Source organism: Cryobacterium sp. Y50, from assembly GCF_002929805.1.
In the GTDB taxonomy this organism is placed as follows: Bacteria; Actinomycetota; Actinomycetes; order Actinomycetales; family Microbacteriaceae; genus Cryobacterium.
In genome coordinates this window covers 129,962-143,745 of record NZ_PJJM01000099.1, presented here as the reverse complement: position 1 = coordinate 143,745, position 13,784 = coordinate 129,962, and the positions used below count along the sequence as shown (strand labels likewise).

Here is a 13,784-nt window from a genome sequence, read left to right as displayed (position 1 = left end):
CGACCACACCCTCTACCAGGAACCAGCCGAGATCCCGATGCTCAAAACCGCTTGACAAAGACATTGAGATTCCCAATGCCCCGGCGACCAGCCTGTCGTTGGCCTCTTTGGGCCGTTCGCTCAGCATCACTTTGTCGCGAATTTTACCCGCCGCGGTCAGCTGCGTGGCCCGCGGTTTCCGCGCTGATCGGCCCCGTCGCAGGTGCCGGTGCAGGTGAACTTCAACGTAACCACGGCCTTGAACGTAGAGGCTTTGATAGATCGTCTCGTGGGATACCTGCAGTTCGTCCTGCCCGGCGAACACGACCGCGAGGTCGCCGCTGATCTGCTGCGGACTCCAGTTCTTCCGCAACCGCTCCTCCACGGCAGCGGCAAGCAGTCGGTCGTCGAGCTTGCTCGGCTTGGGCCGGCCCGCTCTGATCACGCAGCGTTTCTGCGCGGCATACGGCCGGTAGCTGCGCGTTGTCGGGTGGGAGTTGCGACGCAACTCCCGACTAATCGTCGACGCGGAGCGCCCCAGATCCCGTGCGATCGCGCGAACGCCGGCACCACCAAGCCGCAGATCTGCGATGCGCAGACGTTCCTCTTGGCCCAAATAGCGTCCCGAAGACGCAACGGCCGGAACGGGTATTCGCCCGCCAGCGGCCTTGATCCACCGATATCCCTGTCTGCGATTCACTCCTATAGATTCGCACGCGGCCGCCGCCGATATCCCCTCACGGACCCGATCCCAAAACAAGTTCTCGCGATCCTTCAACACCACTCTCGACGCCATCAACAACACCTCACTCATACGGTGTTGCTACGACCCCTTGAAGCCGCCCTAGCTTCTGGGGACGAAACGTTGGCGGATCTCTCCGAGGCCTTCGATAGAGCTGACCAGCTCATCGCCAGGGAGAAGGTACCTCTGTGGAGAACGGCCAAAACCTACCCCGTCGGGCGTCCCCGTGAAGATGAGATCCCCCGGGTAAAGCAGGACTATTGAAGATAGGTGGTGAATCAAGTAGGGAATATCGAATACCAGGTTGCTTGTGCTGCCGTGCTGAAGCACCTCGTCACCGCGTGAGAATCTCATAGTTAGATTGCCGGGGTCGGCGATCTCGTCACTGGATGTGATCCATGGACCGGTGGGCGCAAAGCCTTTATAGGATTTGGCGACGGAGAACTGGGGTGCGCCACCGCCGGCGAACTGCAGGGCACGGTCGGAAAGGTCTTGTCCCACCATGTAGCCGGCCACGTGCTCCAGCGCCGCACTTTCGGGAATATCTCGGCCTCCTATGCCGATCACTGCTACCAGCTCCACTTCCCAGTCGACAGATTCGCTGGGGAGCTCCACTGTGTCTACTGCGCCGGTGAGTGACAAGACGTACTTGGTGAACACTGCCGGTGTCGTGGGCAGTTCGAGGTTGACCTCCGCGGCGTGGTCTTTGTAGTTCATGCCAATTGCGAATACTTGCCGGGGCGAGACGATAGGAGCCTCCAATTCGTAGGCTTCGACAGTCCGTGCACCAGCCCCCTCGAAATCCAATGATCTCGCCCATTCGTGTAACAGCGCCCAGTCATCCAGCAACTTCGTGGTCTGGGAACTGAAGCGCTCCTGGCTGGTTTGTGCGATGTCGAGGCCCCGAACCTGACCTCCTGCAGTTCGGATCAAGAAGGCCCGGTTGTTGACGGTTCCTATGAGCATGATTTACCTCCGATTGTAGGGCGATGAAAGGGTCTGAGACTTAGGCACTAACGCCGTTATCAGCAGCAGCAGCCCTAGATCGCGGCAACGCTGGCTAGAACGTCCGCCGCTCTCTGGGCAAGGATTAAGACATCTGAACTAAGCAGAAAAAGATCCACATGCAGCGACGAGAACTCGACAATCTGTTCAGGCGATGCTCCTCCCCACATGCTTATGTGGCAGCGGAGCAACCCCAATCGCTTAAGTCGCGTCACCCTTTCCCCGACGGCAGGTGCAGACATCCCAACCGGTTTTGCAAGAGTTCGCTGTGACTGGCGGAATCCACCGAAAGGTGCTGCAGGACTGCAATATTGACGGCGTCAAAATGTTCAGGGTCCGGACCCGAACGGATATCCTGATTCAATCCGCCCAGCGGCGACCACATTGGCTCGGGCGCCTTTTCCACCGGCATCATCCATTTGATTTCGAATCGTCCATCTCCACCTACACAAGTTGGAATAGCATTCCACCTTGCGTAGGTGAATACGGGCAATCTGAACGCCGAGGGTGGGCACTCGCGCCTGTCTATGACTGCTAGATGCGATCCTGGGCTGTAATCAGGGCGGGTTCGATTCGACCTGGTTCGAGTGACGCGTCACTATCAAGATTCCTGAGCTCTGCCCCGTCTGGCCCCTCATAGCTTCTGCCCCATCCTGCTACCACGGAGAAGACCATGATGGCTGTTAGGACGAACGGGTAAAAGGCGCCGGTTAAGACTTGGAAAATACTCAGCTCTGGAACACCTTCATACCCTTGGGTATTGAGGCTTGCAACGAGCAGGAAAGAGCTCGCGATGGGTACTACAACGCCCACACCCATGGTGAAACAGTCCATAATGTTAGATCGACGATATGGATGCAGCTCAACCGTGGCACCGATCCTGTCCGTCACTGGCCCAGCGAACATCATTCCTGGGCCATTCAATCCTGCAAAAATGACCGTCGTAATAATCGACGTGCCGGCAATCATGCTCTCAATCCCCCGAGGGCTTCGACCGAAACGTGATCCGGCGGCCGCGGAAATGATCTTGTCAAAAATCCCTGATGCTTCGATGATTCCAATCATCCCGAACACAGCAACCAGCAGGCCAATGAGTGGCAACATACCAGACAAGCCATCCACGAGATAACCGGTGGGGACACCATCTACCGCGCCCAGCACACCATTGATATCGACAAGGCCTGTGGCAAGGCTCAAGGCAGTGCCCAAGGCCATACCTACACCGACAGCAAGGTAGAGATCCCGCTTCCAAAATGCAATGGCGATAAGCACAGCAACGGGAATAAGCATGACTAGACCGAGGGGGTCACCCATGCTCTTGTCGGATGTGCTAGCGGTATTCCCCTGCGTCATCAGACCGAAAGCCAAGAACATAATTGCGCTGATCCCCGCTGCTGGTAGCGCGTAGCGTGTTCGCGCCTTTACCACTCCACCGATCTCTGCATTTCCTGCCCGGCGGCGATATTTTTGCGTCGTTGCAGAAATAACCGTAGTGTCAGAAATCGGTGCCAGGTTGTCGCCAAAAATGGCCCCTGAAAGGATGGCCCCCGCGAGCAGGACAGCATCTGCACCGATTGCCACTCCTGAAGCATACATAATGGGAAACATCGTGAACATTGTCCCTAAGGACGAGCCCGTGGCCATCGCGATTGCGCATGTAATCAGGAACGTGAGCATCACGAAAACGCCACCATTGACGTGTCCAATTTCGGCTAACCAAATAAAACCTTGTGAAACGCCGGTTGCTTTGAACATCTGACCAAGCATCCCCACCAGAAGCATCAGCAGCAACAACGTCGCAGATGTACGAGATGCAATTCCGGCGATGGCTGCGTCCCAAAAATGCTGTTGATTGCGAGCAAGCCACGAACTGGCAAACAGTCCGATGAAGCCTGCCACAGCCAGACCAGTAAGGTCGAAAACCTGGAATACCACAAAGAAAGTGATACTTGCTGCGGCAAGGATAAGTGGTCCGATAAAAGCCCCTGCTGCGCCGATATAATACCGAAGAAGTCCTCTCGGGTCATTCTTGGAATCGCGGTCAAATGATTGAGGCACAGATTTTCCTTTCCAATTGACGCTGAACAAATTTATTGCTGAACGAACGATGGTGAAACGCTTCAGGGCCGGATCACGACATGGGAGACAAACCAATTTGATGCGAGCCGCGGCTGTAGAGCCTCCTATCACGGACCTCCGCGGTGAAAGGGGCGGAGTGCCAGTCTTGTCCGTCCACGGGCACCACGTCGGTGTGGCCCGAGAGCATCACTCCACCGTGGGTAGATCCGTCCGCGGCCGAAGGCGTGGCAAAGGGGTTGGCCTTGCTCTTGTCGCTGGAGGGGACCACCAGGGGTTCAATTCCCAGGGAACGCAGGTTGGCATCGACGTCGTTGATCAAGGCTACGTTTGAGCATCGCCTGGTGGTGTCGAAACCGATGAGTGTGGAGAGCCAGTTGAGGCCGCGCGGGGCGCGGACGGAACTCATTGGCGGCCCCGTTCCATGTAGCTGCGTAGTCGGGCCACGCCGTCGTCGATGCGGGGCAGTTCGCTGGCGAAGCACCAGCGAAGATAGCCCTCGCCCTCGGGGCCGAACGCGATACCAGGGGCGAGCCCGAGGCCGGTTTCGGAGATCAGGTCGCGGCAGAATGCCAGCGAATCAGTGACGCCGGAGACTTTGAAGAAGCTGTACATGGCCCCCGGTGCGGCGGCCGCCAACTCGATGCCGGGGATGGTTAAAAGCTGGGTCTGCAGGTGGTCGCGGGCGGTCTTTAGTCTCGCGAGGGTGCGCTCGATGACTGGTTCGCCATAGTTGAGGGCATGTTCGGCGGCCGCCTGGATAAATCCAGGGGTGCAGGTAGTTGAGAATTCAAGGAGCTTTCCAATTTCGGGCAGGGTCTGCTTCGGTGCCACGATCCAGCCGATGCGCCAGCCAGTCATGAGCCAGGTCTTGGAGAATGAGTTGCAGCTGATGACTCGGTCTGCCTCATCGGCAATGTCTAAGAAGGTGGGGGCACTGACGCCCTCGAAGTAGTAGCGCTCATACACATCATCGGAGATGATCCAAATGCCATTTCGACGGCAGTGCTCCAAGATGGTGCGCTGGTCTTCCACATCGATAACCCAGCCGGTGGGATTGTTCGGGGAGTTCAGCATCAAGGCCCGGGTATCGGGGGTGAGCTTGTCAATCAACTTCTGGACATCTAGGTTCCAGCCTGTGGCTTTGAAATCCAGCGAGACTGTTTCTACCCGTGCGCCGAGCACCTTGGGAATTTCCACCAAGTTTGGCCACAATGGTGTTACGGCAACCACGTGGTCGCCGTAACCGACGACAGCCTGGACCGCCGTCATCAAAGCTGACGTTCCGGAGCTGGTGACGGCGATTTGGTCGACTGAGCCACGGCCGTGCAGGCGGGTGATGTAAGCAGCCAGTGATTCGCGTAAAGCAGGGGTTCCTAGAGTCTGGACGTAGAAGACGTTTCCGGCATTGATCTCACGAGTGGCGACGTCGCGGATGTCCTGCGGCGTGGGCTCGTCGGGTTCGCCGAACCAGAAGGGCAATACGCCCGCGGTGCCGATGGCGGCGTTGGCGACCTCGCGGATTGCCGAGGAACGGAGCTGCTGGACCTGGGTGCGAGCCCTGAGGTCCCAGCTGGTAAGAGCTACCGGGAAAGACATAGCGTTAGCTTCCTTTCGCCCGCGGTCTGGAATGGTCGCCGCAGTTATGGTTTGACGGACATTGCGAAGCCCGATCGAAATATTGTGCTTAACTGTGAATCACGTGATGATCAAATGTCAATAGAAAAGCAAATAAACCTAATTTTCGAAAAGTATTGAAATCGACTACCTTTCAAATGTAAGGTCATGTATGGAACCTCGTTGAGGCCATGAAACGAAGGAATGTAAGCATGGACGCGACAACGGAAATGGCTGAGCAGCATCAGGACGCCACGGCGAAGGGGCGGGCGCCACTAGGGAGTCTCCGGCAGGCTATTCGCCCGGTTCCCGACGAGGAGAACTATGATGCCGTGGACATTGCACTATTGCAGCTGCTTGCCACTGATGCTCGCCAATCCCAGCGCACGCTGGCCCGCCATGTTAACATGTCAGCGCCGGCCGTGGGGGAACGCATAGCCCGCCTGGAGAGGGTCGGTATTCTCCAGCAATACACCGTCCAGGTCGACTGGGCACGCTTAGGCTACCCAACGGTCGTCTATCTGCCGGTTGTTGCCGTCGCCGGCACCGACATCGGGCTACTGATGAATTCCCTCACCAAGCTTGCAGAGGTTGAGGACATCAACGTGGTTTCTGGCGCCTATGATCTCCTGGTCAGGATCCGAGTACGGAATCATAAGCACTTGACCGAGATCTTACTCGAGGCCATCTGGCAGATCCCTACCCTCCAACGCACCGAGACGCTGCTTTGCCTGGCCGAATCCAAACAGCAATCGTTCACGGAGAAATTGCTCGGCCAGCTTCATGAACGCATCACCAGCTAGCCGCCAACACAACCAAGTTTTCGAGGAGCCCACTAGTGCGTACAAACACAATCAAGCAGTCTTTGACGAGCCGAACCCCCACCACCGGCGCCTGGCTCACACTGGGTTCCCCAGCCGTGGCAGAGGTCATGGCTCATTCTGGTTTTGACTGGCTGGTCATTGACCTAGAGCACGCCCCCAATGATCCGGCCAGCGCCACCGAACAGTTACGTGCGCTAGGGGCTGCACGCGAGGCCGGGGCGCGGGCCGAGGCTCTGATCCGCATTGCCGAACTCAACCCGGTGCTAGTCAAGCGCGCCATGGACATCGGCTGCCAAAGCATCATTGTCCCGAACGTCAATACCGCAGTGCACGCCGAGCTCGCGGTTCGGGCGATGCGCTTCCCCGACGGAGGAAACGACGGTATTCGAGGGGTCGCCGGACTGGTGCGCGGCGGAAGATTCGGGCTAGATCCGGAATACGTAAATGGGGCCAACGCCCAAGCGTGCACCATTGTCCAAATCGAGTCGGCCGAAGCACTGGGCAATGTAGAGGAAATTGCTGCAGTTGAAGGTGTCGACTGCCTTTTCATCGGCACCGCAGACCTCTCGGCCAGCATGGGCCGACTCGGCCAACCGACCCACCCAGCGGTGCGGGAGGCCATTGCTCGGATCATTGCAGCGGCTCACGCGGAGAATAAGTCCGTCGGAGCATTTGCCGTGAGCGTCGAGGATGCCCGGTGGTACCGGGACGTAGGCGCTGAATTCATTGCCCTGCATTCGGATGTCGCTTGGCTCGCGCGGGGTTCCATGGGAGCACTGACTGACTTGAATGCCTGAAACCTGTCTTGGGTGACCTCCCGTTCAGGACTTCGGACGGCGCTGATGGTAGTAAGCCATAGGATCCTTAGTTCTCGGCATAGACACCTGACATGGCAGAGCTCTTCTGAAGTGCCACATCGTCCTGGCAGGGTTGAGAATGTCAATCTGATTGAGTCCCACCCTGGTTTGGTGTTGCATGGCGGCTAAAATCCGCCCTGCCAGAATCAGACGCAGACCGTCCCGCGAAGAGTTCCCCTCACGGAGAGTCGCGGCTCACCACCCGATGGTCACGCCATGGTTTAGTGGGGTCATGCCAAGGAATATCGAAATCAAAGCCCGCGTGTCCAGCCGCGGGACGCTACTTCCGGTGATTGCATCCTTGGCAGACGCAGGGCCCGAGCATGTTGCACAGGACGATACCTTTTTCGCGTGCCCCATCGGCCGACTCAAGCGTCGGGTTCTTGACGCACGGCCCGAAATCTTCCTTCTACGTCCATTCAGAAACTGCTGACCCCGACGGATTGCGTTCAGTCATGGCTCTTGCCTACGGCGAGGCTGGGGTGGCTTGTGAATTAGTCGAATATCCGACGCTAACGCGTGTGGGGTGTGGCGTTCGGTAACGATCGTTCGCAAGACACTTCGGGACAGGATCAGTACGTCGCGAAAACATGGGGCGGTTTGTGTAATGCTTGCCGTGTACGCGCCTCTATAACGCGCTACCGGGTTGGTAATATGTTGCCGGCATGCGAATTGGATATGGCCGGGTCTCTACCCGGGACCAGCACCCCGAAGCCCAACACGACGCCCTAACCGAGGTCGGCTGCAAACAGGTCTTCCTCGACACAGCCTCGGGAACACTCTCCCGCCTGCCCGCACTCGACAAGGCCCTACTCTCCGCCAACCGGGCCGGCGATCAAATCGTTGTGACCAAACTCGACCAGCTCGGCCGGTCGCTGGACAACCTCATCGAGTGATCCAACACCATCCTCCAAGAGCGCGGGGTTGATCTGGTGGTCTTGGACCAGGGCATCGACACGTCCACCATCACCGGGCGGATGTTCTTCCAGATCCTCGGCTCCATTGCCGAATTCGAACATGCCCTGATGTCCGAACGGACCCGCGACGGACTCGCCGCGGCCCGCGCCCGAGGACGGACCGGCGGACAAAAACCCAAACTCGGACCCCGCCAGGTCAGGCTAGCCCGTGAGATGTATGAAGAGAAAGACGCCACCGGCAAACGGGCTCACACCGTCGCGCACATCGCCGAAGAATTCGGCGTCACCCGGCCCACAATCTACCGAGACCTCGCCAAACCCTGATTCGCGGCCGTTCACTTCCTTCGGGCACCATCGTGTTCATGATGCTCGAGTGATCGGACTCCCACGGGCCAGTGGCCCGCTGGATGAGCACGCCCCGAGCCTTCTTGAGCAGGTTTGAGTCCCGCACCGCGGACAGCGTGCGCGCGGTGGTGGTGCAGGAAGCGAACCGAGTGGCGTCCCGATCCAACGCCGACTCGTAATTGGCGTGCGCCACGATGGAATGCCCGGTGAACGGGTGCTTCTCGCCCCTTGGAAGACGACTTTGACCCCGCCTTCCCGGTAGTGGTCGAGGTTCGCCGCGCCGATTACCACTGGGTTGCAGTCCACGATGACGTCCACACCATGGAGCAGGCTGTGTATTCCTCAAGCGACGCACTCCGGCCGCTGCCATCTTCGAGGATTTCTCCTCCACCGAGGCGTAGACGGGATGCCGAGCGTCACCGCGGTCTTGATTCGATAGTCGGACACGACGTCACTGATCATGACGAGTTCGATATTGGATTGCATACGCGCAGCATCTGCGACGTGCTTTCCTATGACACCGTATGCGTTGACGGCGACGCGCACAGTTCTAGGCTTATTGAATCCTTCCCAGGGGGACGATGCTTCTCGCACAACCGCATATGAGCGCCGTCCGAGAAAAAACAGGAAAACGCCTTCTTGGCTATCCTTTGAAGCAACGGCGCGTTGAATGAATTCATGACATGCACCGTCGCAGATCAACTCGTTGGCCAACTCCTGCAGGCCGGAGTGCGCCGCATCTACGGGATCGTCGGCGACAGCCTGAACCCGATCGTGGATGCGGTGCGGCGAACCGGCGGGTCGGCCAAGGGCGGCATCGACTGGGTGCACGTGCGCAACGAGGAGGCCGCCGCTTTCGCGGCTGGTGCGGAGGCGCAACTCACCGGAGAGATCGCTGTCTGCGCCGGAAGCTGTGGGCCGGGCAATCTGCACCTGATCAACGGTCTCTATGACGCCCACCGCAGTGGCGCCCCGGTTCTAGCGATAGCCAGCCATATCCCCAGTTTCGAGATCGGCAGCGAATACTTCCAGGAGACCCACCCCGACCGCCTCTTCGTTGGCTGTTCTAATTACCGCGAACTGATCTCCACCGCGGCGCAAGCTCCGCGGGTGGTCAACTCCGCGCTTCGGCATGCGATCAGCCTCGGGGGTGTCGCGGTGATCAGTCTCCCGGGCGACATCGCCGAACAAAGTGCCGTCGGCGTAGCGCCAGACCTGGCTCGTCCGGGTCGGCCCGCGCTGGTACCTGCCGACACCGACGTGGTGGCTCTCGCTGATGCCATCAACGAGTCAGAGCGGATAGCGATCTTCGCCGGAGCTGGGGTGGCCGGCGTCCACGATGAGGTCGTGGCGTTCGCTGACCTGCTGGCCGCTCCCGTCGGGCATACCCTACGCGGCAAGGAATGGATCCAGTACGGCAACCCCTTCGACGTGGGCATGACCGGCATGCTTGGCTACGGTGCCGCGCACGCCGGCATCCACGACGCCGACCTCCTCATTCTCCTCGGCACCGACTTCCCCTACGACCAGTTCCTGCCGGACGGTACAGCTGAACGGATCGCCCAGGTGGACGCGAGAGCCGAACACCTGGGCCGTCGCGCAAACGTGCACCTCCCAGTGCACGGCGACGTGGCATCCACCATCGCGGCCGTGACTCCTCTTGTCGCGCCGCGCAACGATCGGCGATTCCTCGACAAGACCCTGAAGCGCCACGATCGGCTACTGAACAGCGTGATCGACGCCTATGCGAAGAACGTGGACACGAAGATACCGATCCATCCGGAATTCGCAGCTTCCCTGCTCGATGACCTCGCGGCGGAAGACGCCATTTTTGCCGCAGACACCGGCATGTGCAACGTCTGGCAGGCCCGCTACATCAACCCGAACGGCTCACGGCGGCTGATCGGCTCCTTCCTGCATGGGTCGATGGCTAACGCCTTACCCCAGGCCATCGGCGCCCAGTTCAGCTACCCCGGCCGGCAGGTGATCGCCATGTGCGGCGACGGAGGACTGTCAATGCAGATGGGCGAACTGATCACCGTTGCCGCCAACGCGCTGCCAGTGAAGATCATCGTCTTCAACAACTCCACTCTCGGCATGGTCAAAGTCGAGATGCTCGTCGACGGTTTCCCTGATTTCGGCGTCGATATGCCCTCCGTCGACTACGCGGCCGTGGCCAACGCTCTCGAGATCTTCGGCCAACGCGTAGAGAAACCCACCGACATCCGTTCCGTCCTCGAAGCCGCTCTCGCGCATGACGGGCCGGCACTCGTCGACCTGGTCACCGATCCAATGGCGCTCTCGCTTCCGCCAACGATCACCGGAGAGATGGTTCGCGGTTTCGCGCTGGCTGTATCGAAGGTGGTCATGAATGGAGGAACGGGCGAGGCAGTTAAACTCGCCAAGAGCAATCTGCGACTACTTCCTGGCCGCCGTTAGATCGGCCGGTCGACCAGCCGGAGTCGCAAACGCGCTCCTCGAGTCCATGCACGGAGCCGGACCGATTCTGGACACGATCACGACAGATTCGCGTGACGTCCGGTGCAACGGGCAGTTCTACTGGCCGTCAGAGAGCAATTTTGTGGCCGCCTATGCGTAGCTTCTCATGTCTACCGACACGGGTCGCCCAGTCAATAGCTGTCAAGGACGCGCCGCAGTGCTGGTTGACGGGTCGACGTCTGGTCGCGGTCGATGAGACCTGCCTGGACCTGCCTGCGACGCCTCCGCCCATTTCAGGTAGACAACGCAGGCTTGCGTGCAGTGAATCGCAGCACTCGACCGCCGAAGGAGTACCTCAGCCCGACAGCATCGAGTCTGACTTGTCCGAGGACAGGTTCGAAGGCCCCGCGTTCGATGAGGCGATGCGGGGAGCGATCGGCGAGGTGCAGCCACGAAGCTGCTCGGGAGGCAGTGAGGTCATAACCGGTGAAAATACCGCCGGGCCGGAGCACGCGCGCGACCTCTGCGATTGCCTTCTCCCAGTCGACAACGTGGTGCAGCATCAGGAAACTTACAACGAAATCAAAAGTTTCGTCATCGAGGGGAAGCTGTGTGACGTCGGCTTGGCGCGCAGCCACGTGCGGATACTCTGCAAGACGTTTCCGTGCGGCGCCAACCATCACGGGGTCGTAGTCGATCATCGTCAGGCGCAACGACGCATTTGCCCGCGCCAACTCGGCGGCCGTCGCGCCATTACCCCCTCCGATCTCAAGAACGTCACCGGTAAGCGAAACACCCTGTATCGCCCACCGGACGACTCGACGCGCCGCAAGACGCCATGGTGCACTGCGGCAGAATGCACCTTCAAGAGCAGACATTGTCGGCATGACCACCAGCCTCCCTGACACACACTATTGCACCTTTACGTCCTGGTCGAAGTTATCAAATGCCTTCATGACGCCCCAACCGCAGTTCACTCCACAGCTGTGGGCTCCTCGGTCAAAGACGCAATTCAGCGATAGCACAGCCGCTCCGGATTCCTCAGAGATAAGGACGCCGATCACCCTAGGCAAACCTGTGGATTGGGGATTAATCAACACGACTCAGGCCGGTGGTTCCGACAGCAGCATGCGTCCGGATGTAACCCATGCGTCCATACCGCCGTCGAGTTCGACGACGTCCTTGTAGCCGAGGTGATCGGTCATTTCCTCGTTCAGCGCGGTCTCGAGAAATGTTTTCGTGAACTGACCCAGCAGCCCATTCGGCCCGTCCAGGGCCAGGCCCTGCTCCTGAGCCAGGCACACCCATTCCTTCGCGGCCACCGCCTCACGGCTGGGCTCAGATTTCATTTTCTTCGTCACAGCATCAAGTGTCGTCATCACGGCATCTTTCCCGCCAGACCCACGTTCAGCGCGTCAGGCCGGAAACACCGTTTAAGAGACAGTCCCCGCGAGCACGTTGAGTGTGGCTTCTCTCGTAGTGTCTGGGCTGATCTGCCCGATCGGTCATGTCTCGCCGTGTGGTGTAATTCATCGTCACGGTGCGGATCAGCTGACTTGAATACGCATCATCCATTCGAACTCGCCAAAGATAAGCGGGCTACGTCGGATGTAATTGAGCCAAACTCTCTGCCCTAAAATGCCAATATCGCGGATCGAGCTACATTCCCTACCTGTGGAAGGTGACGTTGAAACCTCACTGTATTTCTCGTCACAGAGATGTTTCCCCACTAAGCGATAGCCCGAGGGTGGCCCTAGCTTCGCGGATCATTTGGTGGGTGAAGCCCCATTCGTTGTCGTACCAGGCCATGATCTTGATCAGGGTGCCGTCCACCACCTGCGTCAGGTCGAGGTTCACCACGGACGCGCGTGAATCACCGATGATGTCGGAGGAGACCATCGGGTCCGCCGAAACGCCCAGGATACCCTGGTACCTGGGCGTTTTCGCCTCCTCGGTGAACACGGCGTTGATCTCCTCTGCGCTGGTCGGGCGGGAGGTGACAATGACAATGTCGGCAATGGAACCAACCTCGATCGGAGCGCGGATCGCAATCCCGTCAAAGAGCCCGGTCAGCTCCGGCAATGCCCGGATTGTCGCCTGCGCAGCACCAGTCGGCGCGGGTACCAAGTTCGCGCCACCTGCGCGGCCACGTCGGAAATTGTTGTTCGGCGAGTCGACCAAGCGCTGGGTCGCGGTGTGAGCATGAATTGTGGTCATGATCGCACGCTCCATCCCCAGCCGCCTTGTCGCGATCTCGATGACCGGTGTGATGCAGTTCGTCGTGCAACTAGCACACGAGATGATCTGCGGATGCCCGTCCGGCCGGTTCACCCCGTGCACCACCGTCGGGACGGAGTCGGACTTCGTCGGGGCAGACAAGATGACGAACGACGCGCCCGCCTGAATATGTTTGGCCAGGTCATCCGCCTGGGTGAAAGCACCAGTACATTCAAACACTAGGTCGACTGCGAGTTCCTGCCATGGCAGCGCCGCTGGGTCTCGTTCGGCAAGGACCACCACCCGGTGGCCGTCGATGACCAGCGCATCAGCCTCCACAACAATCTGACGGTGGTACCGGCCGTAGACCGTGTCGTATCGCAGCAGGTAGGCAAGATTCTCAATTGATGCCACATCGTTGACCGCAACAAGTTCCAAATCCTCCGACTCGAGCACAATTTTCAATGCCGCCCGCCCGATTCGACCCAACCCATTGATCGCAACTTTCGGCATCTGAAATCCCCTGTTTCTACTCATCGGTATTCCACTCGCCGGTTTCCACGACAAGATAGGCACCCTTTCATGCTGCCCCCCTCCATCAGCTGCCGTCAACAAGCGGAAGCACATTGCCGGGATCACTTGTCGGTAGCATGTACCGGATGTCTAATGGGGTCATGCAGCCTCGAGGCTGCATGTGCTCATTCTCGGTGGCGGTTACGTCGGCCCCTACACCGCGTGAGGGTTGCGGAAACACCTGTTCTCGATA

Annotated in this window: 11 protein-coding genes and 2 pseudogenes; 4 read left to right on the top strand and 9 right to left on the bottom strand. The window is 59.2% G+C overall.

All coding sequences use genetic code 11. The annotated features are described in order from the left end of the window. From CXY73_RS21620 to CXY73_RS15600, 6 genes are all read right to left on the bottom strand, one after another. Window positions 1–679 (bottom strand): IS30 family transposase (locus CXY73_RS21620; RefSeq protein ID WP_158254142.1); only part of this gene is annotated, 679 nt, incomplete at its 3' end. 144 nt (window positions 680–823) lie between these two features. Next, on the bottom strand, window positions 824–1,687 hold the full coding sequence (locus tag CXY73_RS15615; protein ID WP_104178206.1) for a fumarylacetoacetate hydrolase family protein: 864 nt from the start codon (window positions 1,685–1,687) through the stop codon (window positions 824–826). A 250-nt stretch (window positions 1,688–1,937) separates the two neighbouring features. Further along, window positions 1,938–2,132 (bottom strand): hypothetical protein, encoded by a 195-nt coding sequence (locus CXY73_RS21615; RefSeq protein WP_158254141.1) that lies wholly within the window; start codon window positions 2,130–2,132, stop codon window positions 1,938–1,940. Between the two features lie 128 nt (window positions 2,133–2,260). Further along, window positions 2,261–3,784, bottom strand: coding sequence for a Na+/H+ antiporter NhaC family protein (locus CXY73_RS15610; protein ID WP_158254140.1), 1,524 nt, complete (start codon window positions 3,782–3,784; stop codon window positions 2,261–2,263). 73 nt (window positions 3,785–3,857) lie between these two features. Continuing rightward, window positions 3,858–4,211 carry a M20/M25/M40 family metallo-hydrolase gene (locus tag CXY73_RS15605; protein ID WP_104135008.1) on the bottom strand — a complete coding sequence of 118 codons (354 nt, stop codon included), beginning with the start codon at window positions 4,209–4,211 and terminating at the stop codon, window positions 3,858–3,860. Then, entirely contained in the window at window positions 4,208–5,401 is a 1,194-nt protein-coding gene (locus tag CXY73_RS15600) for a pyridoxal phosphate-dependent aminotransferase (RefSeq protein ID WP_104135007.1), read from the bottom strand. Before CXY73_RS15600 ends, CXY73_RS15605 begins: the two co-directional genes overlap by 4 nt. Window positions 5,402–5,631: 230 nt before the next feature. On the opposite strand from CXY73_RS15600, the gene CXY73_RS15595 reads away from it, so the two are divergent. The 4 genes and pseudogenes from CXY73_RS15595 to CXY73_RS15575 all read left to right on the top strand — a co-directional run bounded on the left by CXY73_RS15595 (window position 5,632) and on the right by CXY73_RS15575 (window position 10,801). Continuing rightward, a complete protein-coding gene (locus CXY73_RS15595; RefSeq protein WP_158253012.1) occupies window positions 5,632–6,222 on the top strand; it encodes an Lrp/AsnC family transcriptional regulator in 591 nt (196 codons plus the stop codon). A gap of 35 nt (window positions 6,223–6,257) precedes the next feature. Then, complete coding sequence (locus CXY73_RS15590; RefSeq protein ID WP_104135005.1) at window positions 6,258–7,040, top strand: HpcH/HpaI aldolase/citrate lyase family protein; 783 nt, start codon at window positions 6,258–6,260, stop codon at window positions 7,038–7,040. A gap of 725 nt (window positions 7,041–7,765) precedes the next feature. Next, window positions 7,766–8,341, top strand: a pseudogene (locus CXY73_RS23620) (recombinase family protein). A 699-nt stretch (window positions 8,342–9,040) separates the two neighbouring features. Next, window positions 9,041–10,801 (top strand): pyruvate dehydrogenase, encoded by a 1,761-nt coding sequence (locus CXY73_RS15575; RefSeq protein WP_104178204.1) that lies wholly within the window; start codon window positions 9,041–9,043, stop codon window positions 10,799–10,801. A gap of 293 nt (window positions 10,802–11,094) precedes the next feature. On the opposite strand, the gene CXY73_RS15570 is transcribed toward CXY73_RS15575, so the two are convergent. From CXY73_RS15570 to CXY73_RS15560, 3 genes and pseudogenes are all read right to left on the bottom strand, one after another. Next, window positions 11,095–11,688 (bottom strand): class I SAM-dependent methyltransferase, encoded by a 594-nt coding sequence (locus tag CXY73_RS15570; RefSeq protein ID WP_104135017.1) that lies wholly within the window; start codon window positions 11,686–11,688, stop codon window positions 11,095–11,097. Between the two features lie 294 nt (window positions 11,689–11,982). Then, a pseudogene (locus CXY73_RS15565) lies at window positions 11,983–12,180 on the bottom strand (IS256 family transposase); the annotation flags it as partial. Window positions 12,181–12,511: 331 nt separating this feature from the next. Then, complete coding sequence (locus tag CXY73_RS15560) at window positions 12,512–13,657, bottom strand: type I glyceraldehyde-3-phosphate dehydrogenase (protein WP_199185400.1); 1,146 nt, start codon at window positions 13,655–13,657, stop codon at window positions 12,512–12,514. Window positions 13,658–13,784: the final 127 nt, after the last annotated feature.

Bases quoted from the DNA above. Each gene is read 5' to 3' on its own strand.
- CXY73_RS15615 (WP_104178206.1), bottom strand. From the start codon at position 1,687: ATGCTCATAGGAACCGTCAACAACCGGGCCTTCTTGATCCGAACTGCA.
- CXY73_RS15605 (WP_104135008.1), bottom strand. From the start codon at position 4,211: ATGAGTTCCGTCCGCGCCCCGCGCGGCCTCAACTGGCTCTCCACACTC.
- CXY73_RS15600 (WP_104135007.1), bottom strand. From the start codon at position 5,401: ATGTCTTTCCCGGTAGCTCTTACCAGCTGGGACCTCAGGGCTCGCACC.
- CXY73_RS15595 (WP_158253012.1), top strand. From the start codon at position 5,632: ATGGACGCGACAACGGAAATGGCTGAGCAGCATCAGGACGCCACGGCG.
- CXY73_RS15575 (WP_104178204.1), top strand. From the start codon at position 9,041: ATGACATGCACCGTCGCAGATCAACTCGTTGGCCAACTCCTGCAGGCC.
- CXY73_RS15570 (WP_104135017.1), bottom strand. From the start codon at position 11,688: ATGCCGACAATGTCTGCTCTTGAAGGTGCATTCTGCCGCAGTGCACCA.